The 19281-nt window shown below is 68.3% G+C and carries 18 protein-coding genes and 1 pseudogene; 5 read left to right on the forward strand and 14 right to left on the reverse strand.

The features are described from left to right. Window positions 1–19: 19 nt before the first annotated feature. The 10 genes and pseudogenes from ACYQ1L_RS05035 to ACYQ1L_RS05080 form a co-directional block, all read right to left on the reverse strand. On the reverse strand, window positions 20–1963 hold the full coding sequence (locus ACYQ1L_RS05035) for a primary-amine oxidase (RefSeq protein ID WP_460003149.1): 1944 nt from the start codon (window positions 1961–1963) through the stop codon (window positions 20–22). Between the two features lie 79 nt (window positions 1964–2042). Then, window positions 2043–3572, reverse strand: a complete 1530-nt coding sequence (locus ACYQ1L_RS05040; protein WP_460003150.1) for an APC family permease — start codon at window positions 3570–3572, stop codon at window positions 2043–2045. Window positions 3573–3748: 176 nt separating this feature from the next. Beyond that, window positions 3749–5207, reverse strand: a pseudogene (locus tag ACYQ1L_RS05045) (MFS transporter). 179 nt (window positions 5208–5386) lie between these two features. After that, window positions 5387–6217 carry a hypothetical protein gene (locus ACYQ1L_RS05050; protein ID WP_460003151.1) on the reverse strand — a complete coding sequence of 277 codons (831 nt, stop codon included), beginning with the start codon at window positions 6215–6217 and terminating at the stop codon, window positions 5387–5389. Between the two features lie 203 nt (window positions 6218–6420). Beyond that, a complete protein-coding gene (locus tag ACYQ1L_RS05055; protein WP_460003152.1) occupies window positions 6421–7014 on the reverse strand; it encodes an RNA polymerase sigma factor in 594 nt (197 codons plus the stop codon). A 22-nt stretch (window positions 7015–7036) separates the two neighbouring features. Further along, a complete protein-coding gene (locus tag ACYQ1L_RS05060) occupies window positions 7037–7369 on the reverse strand; it encodes a hypothetical protein (RefSeq protein ID WP_460003153.1) in 333 nt (110 codons plus the stop codon). Next, window positions 7359–7727: a hypothetical protein gene (locus ACYQ1L_RS05065; protein WP_460003154.1), complete on the reverse strand. Its 369-nt coding sequence runs from the start codon at window positions 7725–7727 to the stop codon at window positions 7359–7361. The genes ACYQ1L_RS05060 and ACYQ1L_RS05065 overlap by 11 nt, the downstream gene beginning before the upstream one ends. Window positions 7728–7745: 18 nt before the next feature. Then, entirely contained in the window at window positions 7746–8060 is a 315-nt protein-coding gene (locus ACYQ1L_RS05070) for a hypothetical protein (protein WP_460003155.1), read from the reverse strand. A 158-nt stretch (window positions 8061–8218) separates the two neighbouring features. Further along, entirely contained in the window at window positions 8219–8581 is a 363-nt protein-coding gene (locus ACYQ1L_RS05075; RefSeq protein WP_460003156.1) for a Fe-S protein, read from the reverse strand. A gap of 47 nt (window positions 8582–8628) precedes the next feature. Continuing rightward, on the reverse strand, window positions 8629–9657 hold the full coding sequence (locus ACYQ1L_RS05080; protein WP_460003157.1) for a LacI family DNA-binding transcriptional regulator: 1029 nt from the start codon (window positions 9655–9657) through the stop codon (window positions 8629–8631). A 226-nt stretch (window positions 9658–9883) separates the two neighbouring features. On the opposite strand from ACYQ1L_RS05080, the gene ACYQ1L_RS05085 reads away from it, so the two are divergent. From ACYQ1L_RS05085 to ACYQ1L_RS05105, 5 genes are all read left to right on the forward strand, one after another. Then, entirely contained in the window at window positions 9884–11179 is a 1296-nt protein-coding gene (locus tag ACYQ1L_RS05085; RefSeq protein WP_460003158.1) for an ABC transporter substrate-binding protein, read from the forward strand. Window positions 11180–11240: 61 nt separating this feature from the next. Beyond that, the gene (locus tag ACYQ1L_RS05090; RefSeq protein ID WP_460003159.1) at window positions 11241–12164 is read left to right on the forward strand and encodes a carbohydrate ABC transporter permease; all 924 of its coding nucleotides are present in this window, start codon (window positions 11241–11243) and stop codon (window positions 12162–12164) included. Between the two features lie 2 nt (window positions 12165–12166). Beyond that, window positions 12167–13039 carry a carbohydrate ABC transporter permease gene (locus ACYQ1L_RS05095; protein ID WP_460003160.1) on the forward strand — a complete coding sequence of 291 codons (873 nt, stop codon included), beginning with the start codon at window positions 12167–12169 and terminating at the stop codon, window positions 13037–13039. Then, window positions 13036–14751: an alpha-glucosidase gene (locus tag ACYQ1L_RS05100; protein ID WP_460003161.1), complete on the forward strand. Its 1716-nt coding sequence runs from the start codon at window positions 13036–13038 to the stop codon at window positions 14749–14751. Before ACYQ1L_RS05095 ends, ACYQ1L_RS05100 begins: the two co-directional genes overlap by 4 nt. Continuing rightward, window positions 14748–15734 carry a Gfo/Idh/MocA family protein gene (locus ACYQ1L_RS05105; RefSeq protein ID WP_460003162.1) on the forward strand — a complete coding sequence of 329 codons (987 nt, stop codon included), beginning with the start codon at window positions 14748–14750 and terminating at the stop codon, window positions 15732–15734. The genes ACYQ1L_RS05100 and ACYQ1L_RS05105 overlap by 4 nt, the downstream gene beginning before the upstream one ends. Window positions 15735–15761: 27 nt before the next feature. Here the strand turns inward: ACYQ1L_RS05105 and ribH are convergent, their stop codons facing one another. From ribH to ribD, 4 genes are read right to left on the reverse strand one after another with little or no spacing between them, the layout of a single operon-like run. Next, window positions 15762–16235: a 6,7-dimethyl-8-ribityllumazine synthase gene (gene ribH / locus ACYQ1L_RS05110; protein WP_460003163.1), complete on the reverse strand. Its 474-nt coding sequence runs from the start codon at window positions 16233–16235 to the stop codon at window positions 15762–15764. Further along, the gene (gene ribA / locus ACYQ1L_RS05115) at window positions 16232–17521 is read right to left on the reverse strand and encodes a GTP cyclohydrolase II (RefSeq protein ID WP_460003164.1); all 1290 of its coding nucleotides are present in this window, start codon (window positions 17519–17521) and stop codon (window positions 16232–16234) included. The genes ribH and ribA overlap by 4 nt, the downstream gene beginning before the upstream one ends. Further along, window positions 17518–18192 carry a riboflavin synthase gene (locus ACYQ1L_RS05120; protein WP_460003165.1) on the reverse strand — a complete coding sequence of 225 codons (675 nt, stop codon included), beginning with the start codon at window positions 18190–18192 and terminating at the stop codon, window positions 17518–17520. Before ACYQ1L_RS05120 ends, ribA begins: the two co-directional genes overlap by 4 nt. Beyond that, window positions 18192–19274 carry a bifunctional diaminohydroxyphosphoribosylaminopyrimidine deaminase/5-amino-6-(5-phosphoribosylamino)uracil reductase RibD gene (ribD, locus tag ACYQ1L_RS05125; RefSeq protein WP_460003166.1) on the reverse strand — a complete coding sequence of 361 codons (1083 nt, stop codon included), beginning with the start codon at window positions 19272–19274 and terminating at the stop codon, window positions 18192–18194. Before ribD ends, ACYQ1L_RS05120 begins: the two co-directional genes overlap by 1 nt. Window positions 19275–19281 lie beyond the last annotated feature (7 nt).

The following is a 19281-nucleotide window of genomic DNA, read 5'->3' on the forward strand; positions in this document are numbered from 1 at the left end:
CGGCCAGCGCCGCCTCAGGTCAGCAGTGGCAGGCGCCTTCGGCGCAGTGTCCGCAGGCGTGCCCGCTCGGTGACGGCGGCACGTCCAGCGCGGGGTTCTGATCGAAGAAGCCGGTCGGTTTGAGGGTGAAGCCGGTGTAGTCCACGGGCATGATCGGCCAGTCCTCGGTGCGCGGGAAGTGCGTCAGCCCGAAGCTGTGCCACAGCACGATGTCCTCGCCATCGATCGCGCGGTCCGCCTTCTGGAACTCGGGCAGGCCCGGGGATCCCACGCTCTGATTCACGAAGTCGCCGGCCGGGTAACGCTCGCCCTCCGCGTACCGGGTGACCCACAGGTGCTCGGTCGCGAAGGCCGCGCGTCGGCTGATCGAGGATCCGTCCGCCGCGGCGAGAGTGGGCTGACCCTCGGGGAACAGCGTGTAGGCGACGGGTTCGCCGACGTGGTTGCGCTTCTCGGTGTTGACGACCTCCCACACCCGCCCCAGCGAGCCGTCCGCGCGGCGGCGCCCTTCAGACTCGCAAGCGAGCACGCGGCGGGAACGGGTGAACGCGTTGCCGTGCGGGTTGCCCTCGCCCTGCGGCACGCGCTGCAGATCCAGCTCGTGCACCGCGTTGGCTTCGCCGTCGACGGCCATGTCCAGGCGGGCGCAGAACAGGTGCTGGTGGAACGGCGCGGCCAGCCCGGGAGCGATCTGCGACGCGTACGGGTACCCCTCGCCGGGGTAGCGGGCGGTGAACACGATGCCCGTCGCCTTGGCCTCGAACTGGATCGTGCCGTCCAGGTAGAAGTACCAGTAGAAGCCGTAGTCGTAGTTGCCGACCGTGGTGAAGAAGCTCACCACGAGTCGGCGCTGGCGGCGCGAGGAGCGGTGCTGCGCCCATTCGTCGGTGTGCTTCCAGAGCAGACCGAAATCCTCCTCGTGGATGCAGATGCCCTGAGCGATCTCCCGCGGGTTGCCGAAGTCGTCGGCGACGACGGGCGAGAGGTAGGTGATCTCGCCGAGGCAGTCGCAGCCGAGCTCGAGCGAGTTCGCGTCGCGCCCGACCAGGTATTCGCCGGTGTCGAAGTAGTTCTGCCACGAGCGGTAGGGCGCGGGATCCCCGTAGGGCACGACCATCTCGGCGATCGAGGCGCGCTCGATGATCGAGCGGCGCACCCCGTGATCGTCGAAGCCGATCTGGCCCAGGACGAGGCCCTCGCGGGCGTCGAAGCCGACGTGCAGGTCCCACTTCTGCCAGCGCAGCACGTTGCCGTCGAGGGTGAAGCTCGGCCCCTCCGGCTGCGTGATGTGCAGCGGCTTGAGGTCGGTGCGCAACGGGCCGGTGACCTCGGGATCCTCGTAGTCGTCGTTCGCCATCGGGATCGCGGCAGGCCCGTCGTCGATGATCCGGACGACCTTCCGCTCGATCATGTCGACGAACGCGACCAGCTGATCGACCGGGTGCCCCCAGGCGTAGTCGTGCGCGTCGCGCTGCACGAAGGCGAGCCCGCGCAGCAGCCGCCTGCCCTCCTCGCCCTCGTAGTCGAAGATGCCCGCCGACAGCGGCGCGACCCGCACGTCGTCCGGCGCGAGTCCGCGGGAGGCGAGTGCGGCCTGCCAGCCCGCGTCGGCCTTCAGGATCCCCTCGATGGCCTCGAACTCCTCGAAGAGCACGGGAGCCTGGCCGCTGAGTGCGGGGTCGACGTCGACGGCCGAGATCGTGCGCCCGGCGCCGAGGTCGATCAGCACGTCGGTCGTCCCTCCGGTGGCCGTGTCGAGCAGGATCGCGCGCGCCTGCCGCGGCACCGGTCCGCCGGCGCGGAGGGCGGCCTTGGCCGGCTCGTGCAGCGAGAGGTATGCGACCCGCACGGTCTCCCCGAGCCGGCCCTCGCCGACCAGGTGGTCGCGTGCGGCGGTGATCTCGGCGGCGCTGAGCGGATCCAGCGGGTGCGCGGGCGCGACGGCGTTCGGGGTGGTGCTCAACGGATTCTCCTTCGGGCGAGCCGGTGCAGCTCGGGGCGAACAGTTCGGACGGATGGGCAGGGCGACGCGGTCCCGGCGGTCACGCCCCGCCGGCGCCGGCGAGGGCGTCCACCTCGGCGGCGGAAGCGGCGGCCGGATCGGCGGCGACATGCCCGGGGCGGCGTCGCTCGTAGAGGTAGCCGACGAGGGCGAGCAGGGCGATCACCACGAGCGTGCCGATCGTGAACGCTTCGAACGTGAGGCGGTCGACGCCCCAGGTCTTGTGGAAGTCGTAGTCGATGCCGAGCAGGCCCTCGAGGGTGCCGGGGAACACCGCGACCCAGGAGCCGAGCAGCACCCACGCGTAGATGACGACGGTGCAGATCCACAGGCCCGCGCGCCCGCCGGGAACGCGGAACGGGCGGGGCACGTCGGGGTGCTTCTTGCGGAGTGTGATGATCGTGGGGAAGATCACCAGGTACGACAGCAGCAGGGTCGAGATCGCGATGATCAGCACGACGTTGAAGATGTCGGCGGCGTCGCCCTTGAGCAGCAGGGTCGCGGCGACGCAGAACACGGTCGCGACGATGCCGGAGAGCAGGTTCATCCGCACGGGGGTGCCCAGCCGCGGGGAGAACTTCCCGAAGTAGCGGAAGAACGCGCCGTCGGCGCCGGCGGCGGCCTGCACTCGGTCGGAGGCGATCATCCAGGCGCTCGCCTGGGTCAGCACGACGAAGACGAACAGCAGCGCGGCGATGAACATGAGCGGGCCGGAGGCCGCACCGTACACGGTGAAGACCTCCTTGAACGCGTCCAGCAGGCCGCTCGCGCCCTGCACCTTCTCCGCCGGCAGCACCGCGAGGATCGCGAAGATCGGCACGAGGTAGCAGAGGATCGAGACGAGGCCCGAGGTCGCGACGGCGCGGGGCACGTCCTTCTGCGGGTCGCGCATCTCCTCGGCGGCGCCGTTCGGGGCCTCGAAGCCGACGACCGCGAACAGGATCACCGGGGTGACCGCGAGGAAGCCGCCCACGGTGGGGGAGAAGTCGCCCGCGGCGTAGCCGTGCACGCCGTTCTTGGCGGCGTAGACGATGACCGTCACGACGAAGATCACCAGCAGCGCGACCTTGACGATGCCGCCCGCGGCGACGACGTGCTTGCCGTACTGCAGGCCGATGATCGCGGTGGCGATCGCGATCCAGATGAACGCGAGCTTGAATACCAGGTCGATCGGCGAGCCGTCCGGCAGCGGCGAAATGTAGGCGTTCCACGTGGCGGCGGAGATGAAGACGAGCGAGCCGCCCATCCACAGCGGGTTGGTGATCCAGTAGAACATCGTCGAGATCGACGCGGCGAGCTTGCCGTAGGCGAGGCGCACCCAGACGAAGGGGCCGCCCTCCTCGTGGAACGCGCTGCCGAGCTCGGCGACCACGAGCGCGTACGGCAGCAGGAAGGTGATGCCGATCACGAGCGTCCAGGTGAACGCCTGGGCGCCGCCGCCTGCGGCGATCGCGGCGACGGTGTCGATCGCGATGATCGCGCTGATCGACAGCAGGACGATGTCCAGCCTGCCCAGCGTCTTGCGGAAGTTCTGGGTGCGAATCGCGGACGAAGCGATCTCAACGCTCATCGGGGACTCCTCTGGGTGAGCCGTGCGGTTCTTCGCGGCGGGGGGTCGCGGACGCGATTCCGAGCCGCTCGGGTGATGCCCACAGTCAACCGTGGAGACTCTCATCACGCCAATACACAGATACGCGGCGCTGCATCAATCGAAATGATGCAGCGCCGCGTACCGGGGCCGCGCGCTCAGGGAAGCGTGGGCACGCCGAGGTCGTCCTCGTAGGCGTGATCCTTGGTCTCCGGGATCAGGATCAGCGCGATCAGGGTCAGCACGGCCATGGCCGAGAGGTAGATGCCGACGAGCACCGGGGAGCCGTGGGCGACCTGCCACAGCCACACGGCGATGAGCGGGGCCACGGCCGCACCGAGGATCGAGGAGACGTTGTACGCGACGGCGGAACCCGTGTAGCGCACGTTCGTCGGGAACAGCTCGGGCAGGAGCGCCCCCCATCGGGCCGAAGGTGATGCCCATCAGCAGGAAGCCGAGGATCAGGAACGACTGCGTGAGGATGACGGCGAACGGCTCACCGGCGTGCTGGCCCAGGAAGAGCGGGAAGGTGAAGCCGAACAGGATGATCGCGACCGTGGTCCAGATCAGCAGCTTGCGGCGTCCCACCCGGTCCGCCCAGGGGCCGGATACCAGCGTGAAGATCCCGAAGAACACGACGCCGACGATCTGCATCACCACGAAGTCGGTGTAGCCGAAGCCCTGGCCCGGATAGAACTGGGCGGCGAAGGCAGCCGGATCGAATGGAGCGCCCTTGGCCTCCGCCGCCTTCTGCGCGGCGGCCGAGGCGACCTCGACCGAGAACGGCTTGGTGCCGAAGGAGAGCGTGAAGTTCGTCATCAGGTAGAACAGCACGTAGGTGGCGAGCATCACGAACGTCCCCAGGATCAGGTGCTTCCAGTGATGCCGGAAGACCGTCGCGAGGGGCAGCTTGCGGATCACGCCGGAGTCCTCAGCGCGCTTGAACGTCTCGGACTCGACGAGCTTCAGCCGCACCCACAGGCCGATCACGACCATGACCGCGGAGAAGAGGAACGGAACGCGCCAGCCCCAGCTCAGGAACGCCTCGGACTTCTGCGTCGGATCCTCGGGGTGCGGCAGGAGCGCGTTGATGATGAGGAACAGGCCGTTCGCGATGATGAAGCCGAGCGGGGCGCCGAGCTGCGGGAAGGACCCGTACCAGGCGCGCTTCCCCTCGGGCGCGTTCTCGGTCGCCACGAGCGCCGCGCCCGACCACTCCCCGCCGAGCGCGAAGCCCTGGGCCAGCCGCAGGATGAGCAGCAGCAGCGCCGCCCACCAGTTGATCTGCTGGAAGGTCGGCAGCACGCCGATCAGGAACGTCGCGATGCCCATGGTGAGCAGGGATGCGACCAGGGTCGCCTTGCGCCCGTAGCGGTCGCCGAAGTGCCCGAACACCATGGCGCCGATCGGGCGGGCGATCATCGCCGCCCCGAACACGGCGAACGAGGCGAGGAGGGCCGTGGTGTCGTTGCCCGTCGGGAAGAACAGGATCGGGAAGACGAGCACGGCGGCGGTGGCGTAGACGTAGAAGTCGTAGAACTCGATCGTCGTGCCGATGAGGCTGGCGAGGATCACCCGCGATCTCGGATTGGCGGGTGCGGTCGTGGCGGTGCTCATGCGGTCCTCCGGTCGGTGCGTCGAATGCGTTCGCCGTCTTCCCCAGGTGCGCGGCGAGCAGAGGGAGTCTACGCCGGGCGTTCAGCGGATCCACAGGCGGACACGCGTGCGCGGCGGAGTGTGACGATGAGAGGCGCGGATCCGGTCGTCCCCCTCCGACCGGATCCGAGTCCGTCCCCTCAGCGCGACAACCAGGCCTTGTACTCGATCACCGAGCCCGGGGCGATGTTGAGCTTCATCGTGGATCCGCCGGCGTAGATGGTGTCGGCGGCGATGATCTCGTGCGTCGTGGCTTCGAGCACCACGGTAGCGGTGAACTGCGGGCGCTTCGCCGAGGTGATCTTGAGGGCGATGCCCGCTCTGCCAAAGCGATCCGTGACGGAGCCCAGCACGCTCAACCCGCCGGCGTCGCGGAGCAACTGAAGGGCCGCCGCCTGCTGGGCCGGATCCAGCGCCCAGCTGTCGCGGATGGAGCTCACCACGCCCCAGATCGCGAGCGCGTCGGCTTTCGCGGTCAGCCCGACGCGATCCTCGATGTAGGCCCGCAGCCCCGCCGCGTCGGACGGCGGCTCGGCGAAGAACAGGTTGGAGCTGTGATGCCCGGTGCCCGGCAGCGCCGTTCCCTCCTTCGGAGCCGTGCCGGCCGGAGCAACGATGGTGCCGTCCTTCGTCACCGAGTAGGGAGCCCCGGTCCGCGATTCCAGGTGACCGGTGCCGTCGGCATCCCAGACCCATTCCTGCCACTCCGGCACGATCACCGGATCCGGCTTGCCGTCGTCGCGCAGTGCCCAGCGCACAACCAGTGCGTCGCGGGTGGCGGCACGGGGAGGCGCCGCCTGCAGCGCGGCGATCGACGTGGCGAGCACTTCATCGGCGGTCTGCGCGATCGGCTGTGCGACGAGCGCCGGAGGGGTGACCGCGTAGGCGGGTGCCGCGGCGATCGGGCCGACGGTCAGCCCGATCGCGAGGACAGCGGCGAGCACGGGGACGGCCCAGGCGGTGCGGAGCACGATCCGGAGCGGGAGAGGCGCGGGCCCGTCGGCGCAGCGCCGTGATGCGGTCACGGAGCGCGCGCTGTGGTGTCCGGCGCGCGGGCGACGGCGCTGCTGCATCGAGCATCCGGTGCAGTCGTGCCCAGTCGGCGGCGGTCGGTTCGAGATCGCGCGGCGTCGTCGCGGGATCCGCCTCGCGGATCAGCGTCTCGACCAGGTCATCAGTCAACGGCATACGTCATCACCCCTTTCCCGGGTGTCGATGCGGACGGTCTTGCGTCGGGTGCGAGCGCGTGGCGCGGGGGCGGAGCGGGCTCCTGCAGCACGGCGCGCAAGGAGGCGCGGGCCCGGCTCAGCCGCTTCCAGGCGGTCGCTGTGCGGCATCCCACGACCTCCGCGATCTCGTCGGCGCTGAGCCCGTCCCAGTAGTGCAGCTCGAGCACCTCGCGGTCGGCTCGGCGCAGCAGAGAGAGCGCGTGTCGGAGCTCCACGTGCGCGAGGTCATCGCTCGGCCGGCTCGCCGTGGCGAGATCCCGGAGGTCTTCGCGTTCACGGTCGCGCCTGCGATACGCGTCGCCGACGAGGTTGCGGGCAGTCTGCAGCAGCCACGGGCGACGGTACGGTTCGCGCGCGTCGAAGCGCCGCCAGGCGATCTCGAAGCAGTCCATGGCCAGCTCCCTGGCGTGCTCGCGGTCATCGACGCGGCGCTCGATGTAGCGCAGCACGGCAGTGTGATGCTCGGCGAAGGGGGTCTCGAAGGCGGTGCGGCGGGCGTCGGTGCGCGGAGGCGGGCCTTCGGGGCGGGTGGCGTGCATGGTCGGTTCTCTTCGGATCCGGTCAGTGCAGCGGCGGGTTGTCGGCGATGATCTGACGAGCTTGGGCGACCAGCGCGTCTGCGTCGAGCTTCATCTGTTTCAGCTGACCGGCGTGGTTCCGCACGACGTCGACATCGGCGTCCCACATCGCGTCGTACACCGCCTTCGTCCAGCCGCTGGAATCGCGGCAGGTGGCGTCGGCGACGGCAAGCTCGATCTCGGCCGAGGTCGGAGTGGGCCGCTCCGCGTCAGGATCCGCCTCGGTGTCGCCGTAGGTGCCTCCGTCAGCGCGCGGAGGCATTGTGGGTCGGGGCGTGTACAAGCCGATCGCAATACCGAGCTTCTCAGTGGGCATCGAGCCGCCCTCGCCACTCGGGGTCGATGTCGACCTGGTATCCGGCGTCGGCGAGGCACTTCTTCCACGCCGCGCCCGATTTCTGCACCGCAGGGGTCTTGTCCACGCCCTTGGCTGCCTCCGACCGCCACATATTCATCGTGTTGAAGATGTCGCCCCCCTTCGTGTCGTCGAAGACCTTTCGGCTCGCTTCGGTGCACGCCTGGAAGACGGGTTCGAATCCCGCCTGGGACTCCGCGATACGGTTCAGCATCGTGAAGGTCTTGCGGTCATCTGGCAGTCGGATTCCCGGCATGTAGCTTGCCCGATACCCGTACTGCTTCGCGATATCAACAGTCAGCAGCGGGTACGCGGACATGTTCGCCGGGTACGTCAGCTAGCTCGCATCGTCTGTGGGTTCGACCGGGATCGGCCAGTTGAAGCCGTCTCGAGTCATACAGGTCTCCATCTGCCGGTTAAGCGCGTAGTTCGGCAGCTCGGGCAGCGTGGGTGAAGTGAACTGATCGGTCGGCATCACCCAGTGCGTGATGTCCTTCTCCAGAAGGTCGGGCATCGCCCCCGTCGCGTGCCCGGACGTCGGCCTGCTCGCGCTCGCGGGTGGCGTTGCGCACCCCGCGATCGGCGCGACCAGGGCGGCGACGGCCAGGACGGTGATTGCGCGGCGGTGGTGCTTCGTCGCGATGCGGGTCATGGGAGCCCCTCTCTTCCCGAGCCGTTCTCGACTCTCACCGTAGAGGTTGCTCCGGCGGCCGGATCCTGACATCCGGTTCCGACGAACATCTGCACAGACACCAGGACGCGGGACCCGGATGGCCGGATCCCGCGTCGAGGAGTTGTGTCGATGGCGGTTCAGTGCCAGAAGAAGCCGAGGCCGGCGTTCAGCAGGGCGAGGATCCCGACTGCCCAGAACATGCCCGCGGGCACGACCTCGCCGCGCTTCTGGCGCCCCATGCCGATGCCGAGCAGGGCGCCAATGATGATGAGGACGACGAGCTTCACTGTGATCTTGATGTAGAAGCTCATCCCGGGCGTCCAGTCGATGCCCCACGGTGCCGCGAGTGCGAGGCCCGCCACACCCGCGATGGCCAGGCCGATGTTCATGAGCTGCGTGAACTGACGCTTGCCGCCAAATGCCTGGGCGAGCCAGGCGCCGAAGAGCGTGGCGAAGCCGATCAGGTGGATGAAGACGACGATCTCGCGGAGGGTCTGCATCTGCTCAGGCTATGCCCGCGCCGTCCGCACCCACCAGGTAGGCGAACCTACGGTGCCGTCACCCTGCCGCGCAGTTCCGGATCTCTTCCGTGTGGCGGCATGGTGGAACGGCGCGGGATCAGGCTCGTCTCATGCCGAATCTGTTGCAGCGGACTGTCGCCGTTCAGAAGGTCAAGACACAACCGAGCCGCGGCGCGGCCCTGCTCTATCGGGTCCTGTCTGATGGTCGTCAGATCGACCGACTCGGCCATCGGGTGATCATCGACTCCGATGAGTGAGATGTCTTCTGGAACCTCCAGGCCCACGCGTCGAAGACTCCGCAGGGCTCCGAACGCGACTTCGTCGGAGAATGCGAACACGGCGCTCGGGAGACGTGGCAGAGACATGAGACGATTCATACCCGTGGCGCCGCCGTCGATGCCCCACGGAACGGAGACGACGAGGTCTTCGTCGATGGCATGCCCGGCCTCGGCGAGTGCGACGCGGAACCCGCGTTCTCGACTGATGTCCGACGAGTAGTGGAAGCCCTCCGGGTCGACGCAGGTGATCATGCCAGGGCGGACATGACCCAGTGCGAGCAGATGGTGGGCGGCTTGACGGCCGACCTCTTCGTCATCCACGCCCACCGAGGGCCGCAGGGGGTCCAGGATCCCTACCACGACCGCGTGAACGTGCATGGAGTCCAGGCGCTCCCACTCATAGTCCGTCAACGGGAAGGCGATGACGATCAGCGCGTCGACCTTGCGCCGCGCCGGCAGCTCGTCGAAGAAGGCCGCCCGCGACGCCGAGTCGGTGACGGGGTAGAGCATCACATCGATGCCATGGGCCGCCAGCACGAGTGTCGCTCCGGCGATGACGCTCGCGTAGAACCACTCGTTGATCGTCGGTGTCACGAACCCGACTCTCCCGGTCCGGCCGGAACTCAGCCGCGAGGCCTCGGGGCTGACGACGTACCCGAGCTCTTCGGCGATCTTCCTGATCCGGTTCCGTGTCGTCTCAGAGACCCCGGCATTGCCCGAGAGTGAGCGCGAGACCGTGCTCAGGGACACTCCGGCGGCCGACGCGACGTCGATCATGTTCGGCGGTTTCTCCACACCGCCATTAAAGCGCGGCCTTCCGCGACGTTGGGGAAACCACGCGCGACGTTGACGCATACGTTTGCGTTGTTCTGTTCCTCGGTATCAATTGGCCACTTGACATGGCCATGAATACTTGACTATCGTGAACGAAAACGTTTGCGCAATCTCGCGCATCCAGAGCTCCTGCGCCACGAGGTTGTGGCCGATGGAAAGGAATCGATTCGTGATCCTGTCTCGTACACGCCGCATCGGCGCGACTGTTGCTGCGGCGCTGGCCGTCGCGCTGTCGGTCTCCGCCTGCTCGTCTGCCGCACAGCCGTCGGCGGGCGACACGTTCAACGTCTGGTGGTTCGACTCCCCGGAGAGCGCGATGGGCCAGGCCGCGCAGCACGCGCTTGACGAGTTCAAGAAGGCGCACCCGAACGTCAAGGTCGTCTTCCAGCAGAAGAGCTTCGAGCAGATGCAGCAGACCGGCACGATGATCCTCAACTCCGACACGGCCCCTGACGTCATGGAGTTCACCAAGGGATCCGCGACGGCCGGGCTGGCCGCGAAGTCCGGGCTGCTCGAAGACCTCACCGAGGCCGCGAAGAAGAACGGCTGGAACGACGTGATGTCGTCGAGCGTTGCCGCCGTCGGCCACTACGACAAGCGCGGCGTCCTGGGCCTCGGCCCGCTGTACGGTGTGCCGAACTACGGCGAGTTCGTCGGCGTCTACTACAACAAGGCGGCTTTCGCTCAGCAGGGCCTTGCGATCCCGAAGACGATGGCGGAGTTCCAGACCGCGATGGATAAGTTCGTGGCGGCGGGCATCACGCCCCTGTCCGTTGCCGGTGCCGAGTACGGAGCCAACCACCTGTGGTATCAGCTCGCGCTGACCCAGGCCGACCGTGCGCAAGTCGATGACTTCCAGCTGTTCAAGGGCAAAGTCGACTTCCACGACAAGGCCTGGACCTACGCTGCCCAGACCATGGTCGACTGGCAGAAGAAGGGCTACTTCAGCTCCGATGCCACCGGGCTCAAGGCGGCGGACATGCTGTCCAACTTCACGACCGGCAAGAATCCGATGATGGTCTCCGGCTCGTGGTTCGACGGTCAGCTCTCGGCGAGCAAGCTGGATTGGGGCAAGTTCGTGTTCCCTGGAGCATCGCTTACCGAGGGCAGCGGCGGCAACATCTGGGTCGTCCCGACGAAGTCGAAGCAGAAGGACTACGCGACGGAGTTCATCGACCTGACCCTGAAGGAGGGCGCCCAGACGGTGCTGGCCAACGCCGGGGCAGCCGCGGTGGCCGCGGATCCTGCCAAGGTCACCGATGAGCACGCGAAAGCCTCCACGGAGATGTTCAAGTCGATCGCGGATGCGAACGGGCTCGCGTACTACGCGGACTGGCCCGCGCCCGGCTACTACGACTTCCAGGTGAAGAGCCTCCAGAGCCTGCTCACCGGCGAGATGTCGGTGACTCAGTTCAACGACGCGATCGCCAAGTTCTACCAGGACTACGCCGCGCAGATCGGCTGATCGCACCGGGGTGCGGTCGCCTGCCGATCGTGCCCCGGTCCCAATGGAGGGACTCATCGAGATGACCGCTGCACCATCCGCACGCATCCGCCCACGGCGAAAGCCATTCAGCCTCGGCTACCTGCCGTACCTCATCCCCGGACTTGTCGGCTACCTCATCGTCATCGCTATTCCGACCGTGACCAACGTCGCGCTGAGCTTCACGAGCTGGGCGGGGATCGGCGATCCGCGGATGATCGGGGCCGCGAACTATGCGCGACTGCTCGGCGACGGAACCTTCTGGTCGTCGCTGCTCAACGGTCTTGCGATGATCGTCGCGATGGCGGTCATCCCCACTGTCGTCACCCTGGTTCTCGCCGCGGCTCTCTACGACTATGTGGGCACGGTGTTCGGCCCGCGGCTTGCCAGCTTCTTCCGTGCCGGCTTCTACATACCGCAGATCATCCCGATCACAGTCGTCGGAATTCTCTGGGGCTGGATGCTCATGCCCACGGGCGGCGTGGTGAACACCGCGCTCAAGGCCATCGGCCTCGGACGACTGGCCGCGAACTGGCTGGGCTCGCCGTCGACGGCGATGCCCGCGGTCATGGTGGTGATGATCTGGTTTCAGATCGGGTACTGCCTCGTGATGTTCATGGCCGGCCTGGCGAGAACGGATCCCTCCCTCACCGAGGCGGCATCACTGGACGGCGCTTCCTGGCGCCAGCGGTTCACCTCCGTGATCATCCCCCAGCTCAAGCCCGAGATCTATGTGGTGCTGCTGACCACCACGATCACGGCGCTGAAGGTCTTCGCGCCGATCTACGTCCTCACCAAAGGCGGGCCCGGTACGGCGACGACGGTTCCCTCGTATCTGGCGTGGCAGGCCTTCTTCGCCCGGAACGACGTCGGTTACGGCGCGACGATCTCGACCGTGATGACCATCGTGATCATCGTGCTCGCGCTGGTGTTCCAGCGGGCTCAGGCCCGCGGACAGGAGGATTGACCATGACCGCGCCAACTCTCTCGGCGTCAGGCGGCGTGCAGGTACGGCGCCACGCTCCGCGCCCACTGCGATGGGTCGTCTTCGGGTTCTTGCTGCTACTGCTCGTCGCCATACTGCTCCCCGTCGCCCTGGCGTTCCTGAATGCGTTCAAGACCGCGGCCGACTATGCCGCGCACGGTCCTATCGCCTGGCCGACATCGTTCACCTGGGATGGCATCGTCTCGTTCTGGAACAGCGTCAACTTCGGCGCCAAGTTGTGGAACAGCATCCTGATCAGCACGTGCGTCGCGGTCCTGGGAGTCAGCTTGAGCGTGCTCTCGGCCTACGCCATCGGAATCGGCCGGATCCGGGGGAGCCGCGTGCTCCTCACCCTGTTCATCATCGGGCTGACCCTTCCGCAGGAGGCGCTGGTGTATCCGCTCTACACGATGTCGAAGGCCGCGGGACTCTACGACTCCCCGCTGGCGATCATCATCCTGTTCGCGGTGCTGCAAAGCGCTTTCGGCACCTATTTCATCGCATCCGTGCTCACCGCGTTTCCGCACGAGGTGCTCGAAGCCGCGCGCATCGACGGGGCGGGCCGATTCCGGGTTCTCGTCTCCGTGGTGCTGCCGATGCTGCGGCCGACGTTGATGGTGCTGGCGACGTTCTTCTTCATCTGGACGTGGAACGAGTTCTTCCTCCCGCTCGTGCTGCTCGTCTCGGACGCGAACCAGACGGTCACCCTCGCCCTCGGTGTCCTCCAAGGCGAGATGACCAGTGACCCGACGACGACCGCCGGAGCATCGTTGCTGGGCATGCTGCCCACATTGATCTTCTTCCTCATCTTCCAGCGCACCCTGACCAAGGGGATCACCGTAGGGGCCGTGAAATGACACTCCGCGACACCACGACCGTCGTCGACGCGCCCTGGTGGCGCAGCGCCGTCGTGTATCAGATCTATCCGCGCAGCTTCGCCGACTCGAACGGCGACGGGATCGGCGACCTCCGCGGGATCCTCGGAAAGGTGGACTACATCGCGTCGCTCGGCGTCGACGTCGTCTGGCTCTGCCCGGTCTACAGGTCGCCGCAGGACGACAACGGCTATGACATCAGCGACTATCGCGACATCGACCCGGTGTTCGGCACCCTGGCCGACTTCGACGAACTGGTCGCCGCGCTGCATGAGCGCGGCATCCGCCTCATCATGGACCTTGTCGTCAACCACACGTCCGACGAGCACCCCTGGTTCCAGGAGTCGCGCTCGAGCCGGGACAACCCCAAGCGGGACTGGTACATCTGGCGACCGCCCGCGCCCGATGTCCGCGCGGACACCGGCGGCCGCGAGCCCAGCAACTGGATCTCCTTCTTCTCAGGCTCCGCGTGGGAATTCGACGAGCACACCGATGAGTACTATCTGCATCTCTTCTCCAAGAAGCAGCCCGACCTGAACTGGGAGAACCCGGATGTCAGGTCGGCGGTCTACGACGTCATGCGCTGGTGGCTCGATCGCGGCGTCGACGGGTTCCGCATGGACGTCATCAACTTCATCTCCAAGGTGCAGTCCTTCCCGGACGGCCCGGTGGTGCTGCCGCCATGGGGCGACGGCAGCGCTTTCTACACGGCGGGGCCGCGCAATCATGAGTTCCTGCAGGAGATGTACCGCGAGGTGTTCGCGGATCGCCCAGAGCGACTGCTCACGGTGGGAGAGATGCTGGGCGCGACCGTCGAGCAGGCCGTGCTGTTCACCGACCAGGAGCGGCGCGAGCTGGACATGGTGTTCCACTTCGAGCATGTGATGCTCGACCAGGGAGATCACAAGTGGGATGTGCGCCCGCTGCGGCTCGCGGAGCTGAAGGAGAGCGTGGACCGCTGGCAGCGGGGTCTCGCGGAACGCGGTTGGAACAGTCTGTACTGGAACAATCACGATCAACCGCGGGCGGTATCGCGATTCGGCGACGAGCGCTACCGCGAAGCGTCCGCCAAGGCACTCGCCGCCGTGCTGCACCTGCAACGCGGGACACCGTACCTCTATCAGGGGGAGGAGCTGGGAATGGTCAACGCCCGCTTCGCGTCGGTCGACGAGATGCGCGACATCGAATCGATCAACTACTACCACTACGCGCTGTCGGCGGGGGATGACCCGGAGGGGCTGATGGTCGCGATGAACGCGATCAGCCGCGACAATGCGCGAACGCCAATGCAGTGGACGGCGGGAAAGAACGCCGGGTTCACGGATGGCGAGCCGTGGATGCGGGTGAATCGCGACCACACCGAGATCAACGCTGCGGCTCAAGACCTGGATCCAGATTCGGTGATGAACTTCTACCGGGCATTGATCCGGCTGCGGCATGAGGACCCGGTCATCGCACATGGCGACTTCGAGATGCTGTTCCCCGCCGACGAGCAGCTCTTCGCCTATCGGCGCACGGACGGGGAAGTCCGGCTCTCCGTCATTGCGAATCTCAGTTCCACACCCGCCGTCTTGCCCGATCCCCAGATGCTCGACGGCGACCTGGTGCTCCGCAATCGTGATGACGCGGTCGGTGCTGAGCTCGCGCCATGGGAGGTGCGCGTACTTCGGAGTCCGTCGGAGCGCGCGGTATGACGCCGTCTCCGGGGTGGGGGATCCTCGGCACGGGGTTGATCGCCGGAATCTTCGTCGACGATCTCCGTATCGACGGTCATCGTATTGCCGCCGTGGGATCCCGCACCGCCGGCTCGGCTCAGGCGTTCGCGGCGGCACAGGGTATCGACCGGGCACACGGCGGCTACGAGGAACTGGTGACGGATCCTGAGGTCGATATCGTCTACGTCGCCACGCCGAACTCGCTCCACCGCGAGCATGCGCTGCTGGCTATCGATGCAGGCAAGCACGTCCTGGTGGAGAAGCCGTTCGCCCTGGACGCCGCGGAGGCGGCGGAGATCGTCGCCGCCGGGCGTTCAGCCGGTGTCGCCGTCATGGAGGCGATGTGGACGCGCTTCCTCCCGCACATGATGCGGCTGCGGGAGATCGCGGAGTCGACGGTCCTCGGAGACATCCGGTCGGTGTTCGCAGATCACGGCCAGCTGTTGCCGGCCGCGCCGACGCATCGGGTCAACGATCCGCGGCTGGGAGGGGGAGCGCTCCTCGACCTCGGGGTCTATCCCCTCTCGTTCGCCGTCGATTTCCTGGGGCTGCCCGAGCGGGTTCTTGCGCATGCCGCGCTGGGGCCGACGGGGGTCGACCGGCAGACCGCGGTGATCACGGTACACGCCGGCGGCCGCCAGGCGCTGTCCTATGCCGGGTTGTCGGCACGGAGCCCGGTCAGGGCAGCGATCGTCGGCACGGATGCGCGCGTGGAGATCGATCCTTGGTGGTACAACTCGACGGGGTTCACGGTGCTCGACCCGTCGGATCGGGTGATCGAGCGGTTCCGGAGCGAGACCAGCGGTCGCGGCATGCAGTATCAGGCACGCGAGCTGGAGCACGTGGTGCGGGCCGGACGAACCGAGAGCGAGCTGCTGCCGCTGGATGAGAGCATCGGGATCATGGCAGTGCTCGACGACGTGCGCGCGCAGATCGGGGTGCGCTTTCCCACCCCAGCCTAGGGCGATCGCACGGACGGTGCGACCGGCTCAGCCGCGCAGCGACCGGATGACCTGCGCCGTGCGCAGAGCGGCGTCGGCGGCCTCGGCGCCCTTGTCCTCCTTGGAGCCCTCGAGCCCTGCGCGGTCGAGACCCTGCTGCTCGTCGTCCAGCGTCAGCACGCCGAACCCGACGGGCTTGCCGGCGTCCAGGGAGACCCGGGTGAGGCCGTCGGTGGTGGCCGCCGAGACGTACTCGAAGTGGGGCGTGCCGCCGCGGATGATCACGCCCAGGGCGACGACGGCGTCCGCTCCCCCGGCGAACGCCGCCTGGGCGGCCACGGCGAGCTCGAACGAGCCGGGGACCCGCACCAGGCGGTGGTTCGCCCCGGTCTCCTCGAGCACGCGCTGCGCGCCGGCGATGAGGCCGTTCGTGATCGTCTCGTGCCAGGTGCCGGCGACGATCACGACGTTCAGGCCGCTCGCGTCGAATCCTCCGGTGCGGGGTGCGCCTGCGCCGCTCATGCGTGGTCCTCTCCGTGGTCTGCGCCGTTCGCGGCCAGGGCGGCGGCGAGCTCGGTCTCACCGATGATGTGGCCCATGCGGTCGCGCTTGGTCTCCAGGTACTGGTGGTTGTTGGGGCCGACGCCGACGATGAGGGGCACCTGCTCGATGACGTCGAGGCCGAGCTCGCGCAGCTGCGCGACCTTGTCGGTGTTGTTCGTCAGCAGGCGCACCTTCCTCACGCCCAGGTCCGTCAGGATCCCGGCCGCGGCCGCGTAGTCGCGGGCGTCGGCGGGCAGGCCCAGGGCGAGGTTGGCGTCGACGGTGTCGAGCCCCTCCTCCTGCAGCGCGTACGCGCGCAGCTTGTTGATGAGGCCGATGCCGCGTCCCTCGTGCCCGCGCATGTAGATGACGATGCCGCCCTCCTGCTCGATGGCGTCCATCGCCGCGTCGAGCTGGGGTCCGCATTCGCACTTGAGGGATCCGAACGCCTCGCCGGTCAGGCACTCGGAGTGCACGCGCACGAGCGCGGTCTCGGAGGGCTCGCCGGAGACGACCGCGATGTGGTCGGTGCCGGTGATGCGGTCCTTGTAGGCGAGGAACCGGAACACCCCGTGCGTGGTGGGGACGGTCGCATCGGCGCGCAGGCTCACCCGGCGGCGGGTGTTGTTCGCCACGCAGTCGGCCTCGTCCCGCGGGTCGACCTCGTTGAGGTGGGTGATGAGCTGCTCGATCGTGATCACGGGGATCCCGTCACGCTCGCCCAGCTCCAGGAGGCCGGGCAGGCGCATCATGCTGCCGTCCTCGGCCACGACCTCGGCGATCGCGCCGATCGGGCGCAGACCTGCGAGGCGCATCAGCTCCACCGCGGCCTCGGTGTGACCGCCGCGCTCGCGCACCCCGCCGTCGACCGCACGCAGCGGCAGAACGTGGCCGGGGCGGATGAGGTCGGCCGGCGTCGACGACGCATCCGCGAGGACGTTCAGCGTGCGGGCGCGGTCGGCCGCGCTGATGCCCGTGGTGACCCCGGATGCCGCGTCGACGCTGATGGTGTACGCCGTGCTGCGCGCGTCCTCGTTGGCCTCGACCATCGGGGGCAGGTTCAGCCCGTCCGCGATGTCCGCAGGCATCGGCGCGCACAGGTACCCCGAGGTCCAGCGCACTGTCCACGCGACCCATTCGGGCGTCGCGAGCTCGGCCGAGAGGATGACGTCGCCCTCGTTCTCGCGGTTCTCGTCGTCCGCGACGAGCACGGGACGGCCGGCGCGGAGCGACTCCAGCGCCTCTTCGATGGTGGAAAGGCTCATCGCGAGCCTCCTTCCGGTGTGGCGGCGCGGTCGGCGCCGGAGCCTGTGGCACGGAAGGCGAGCAGCCGCTCGACGTGCCGGGCGAGGATGTCGGTCTCGAGGTTCACGCGGTCGCCGACCGCGCGGGATCCGAGTGTGGTCGCGGCGAGGGTCTCCGGGATGAGGGACACCTCGAACCAATGCCCGGTCCCTGAGCCCGTCGAAGGGGCGGCGGGCTCACTCACGGCGCTGACGGTGAGCGAGGTTCCGTCGACGGAGATGGAGCCCTTGTCGACGACGAGGGGGGCGAGATCCGCGGGCAGCGAGATGCGCAGCACGCTCCACTGCGCGCCGGGTCGCACCTCGAGCACCTCGCCGACTCCGTCGACGTGGCCCTGCACGATGTGCCCGCCCAGGCGCGCGCCGACCGGCATGGCCTTCTCGATGTTGACGCGAGTTCCCACGGTGGCCGCGCCGATAGCGGCGACGTCGAGCGTCTGCTTCATCACGTCGGCGTCGAAGGTGTCCGCGGTCGAGCCCACCACGGTGAGGCACACGCCGCTCACGGCGATCGACTCGCCGTGCACCGCGTCGGCCGCGGCCTTCGGGGCGCGCACGGTCAGCCGCCAGCCGTCGCCGGCGGGTGCGATCGCGGTGATCTCGCCGATCTCCTCGATGATTCCGGTGAACATCAGGCGTCTCCTTCGTTCCTGGAGGTCTTGCCATCGGCGGGTGCCGTCGTGGCGTCCGCGATGCTGTCTGTCGTGGTGGGCCGCGCGATCGCCAGCAGGTCTTCTCCGAGCGGCAGCCACTGGGTCACCGCCAGGCGCCGGGCCTCGCCGATCGAGGCCACCCCGATGTCGGTGAGTGCGAGCCGGGGGCCGCCGAGCAGGACGGGCGCCAGGTAGGCGAGCACCTCATCCGCCAATCCGGCGGCGAGGAACGCGCTGGCCAGCGTCGGCCCGCCCTCGACGAACACGCGCTGCACGCCGCGCTCGCGCAGCTCGGCGAGCACTGCGCCGAGGTCGTGGCCGCCGTAGAACAGGGGCTGGTGCGGATGCCGGCGCACGGCGGCGTCGGCCGGGGTCTCGCGGGTGCCGATCACGACAGGGATCGGCTGGTGCGGCAGCAGCGCGTCGCCGTCGCGCGCGGTGAGCGCCGGGTCGTCGGCGAGCACGGTGCCCGTGCCGACCACGATCGCGTCTGCGGCCGCACGGCGGCGGTGCACATCCGCGCGCGCGTCGGGACCGGTGATCCACTTGCTGGACCCGTCCGCGGCGGCGGCGCGGCCGTCGAGGCTCTGCGCCCACTTGACGGTGACGTGCGGGCGCCCCAGGCGCTGCACCGTCAGCCAGTCGTGGATGAGCGCATGCGCGGCGTCGGCCTGCTCGCCAGCTTCGACGTCGATGCCGGCCGCGCGCATCCGCTCGGCACCGCCGCCGGAGACGAGACCGGGGTCGTCCAGCGCGTAGACGACGCGGGCCACTCCGGCATCGATGAGCGCCTGAGCGCAGGGTCCGGTGCGGCCGGTGTGGTTGCACGGATCGAGGGTGACGACCGCCGTCGCGCCGCGCAATTCGGCGGGCGTGAGCTTCGAGAGCGCGTCGACCTCTGCGTGCGGGGTGCCGGCGCCCCGGTGCCAGCCCTCGGCGAGGACGTCGCCGCCGGGGGAGAGGATCACGGCCCCGACCTGCGGGTTCAGCCCCCGCGGGCCGCGGCGCGCGATCTCGAGGGCGTGCGTCATCGCCGCGCGCTCCGCCGCTGTCGCCGTCATGTCGTTT

This window comes from Microbacterium xylanilyticum (genome assembly GCF_054654695.1).

Coding starts and splice junctions, on each gene's coding strand:
- ACYQ1L_RS05040 (WP_460003150.1), bottom strand. CDS start 3,572: ATGAGCGTTGAGATCGCTTCGTCCGCGATTCGCACCCAGAACTTCCGC.
- ACYQ1L_RS05055 (WP_460003152.1), bottom strand. CDS start 7,014: ATGCACGCCACCCGCCCCGAAGGCCCGCCTCCGCGCACCGACGCCCGC.
- ACYQ1L_RS05060 (WP_460003153.1), bottom strand. CDS start 7,369: ATGCCCACTGAGAAGCTCGGTATTGCGATCGGCTTGTACACGCCCCGA.
- ACYQ1L_RS05065 (WP_460003154.1), bottom strand. CDS start 7,727: ATGTCCGCGTACCCGCTGCTGACTGTTGATATCGCGAAGCAGTACGGG.
- ACYQ1L_RS05070 (WP_460003155.1), bottom strand. CDS start 8,060: ATGACCCGCATCGCGACGAAGCACCACCGCCGCGCAATCACCGTCCTG.
- ACYQ1L_RS05075 (WP_460003156.1), bottom strand. CDS start 8,581: ATGCAGACCCTCCGCGAGATCGTCGTCTTCATCCACCTGATCGGCTTC.
- ACYQ1L_RS05080 (WP_460003157.1), bottom strand. CDS start 9,657: ATGATCGACGTCGCGTCGGCCGCCGGAGTGTCCCTGAGCACGGTCTCG.
- ACYQ1L_RS05090 (WP_460003159.1), top strand. CDS start 11,241: ATGACCGCTGCACCATCCGCACGCATCCGCCCACGGCGAAAGCCATTC.
- ACYQ1L_RS05095 (WP_460003160.1), top strand. CDS start 12,167: ATGACCGCGCCAACTCTCTCGGCGTCAGGCGGCGTGCAGGTACGGCGC.
- ACYQ1L_RS05100 (WP_460003161.1), top strand. CDS start 13,036: ATGACACTCCGCGACACCACGACCGTCGTCGACGCGCCCTGGTGGCGC.
- ACYQ1L_RS05105 (WP_460003162.1), top strand. CDS start 14,748: ATGACGCCGTCTCCGGGGTGGGGGATCCTCGGCACGGGGTTGATCGCC.
- ribH (WP_460003163.1), bottom strand. CDS start 16,235: ATGAGCGGCGCAGGCGCACCCCGCACCGGAGGATTCGACGCGAGCGGC.
- ribA (WP_460003164.1), bottom strand. CDS start 17,521: ATGAGCCTTTCCACCATCGAAGAGGCGCTGGAGTCGCTCCGCGCCGGC.
- ACYQ1L_RS05120 (WP_460003165.1), bottom strand. CDS start 18,192: ATGTTCACCGGAATCATCGAGGAGATCGGCGAGATCACCGCGATCGCA.
- ribD (WP_460003166.1), bottom strand. CDS start 19,274: ATGACGGCGACAGCGGCGGAGCGCGCGGCGATGACGCACGCCCTCGAG.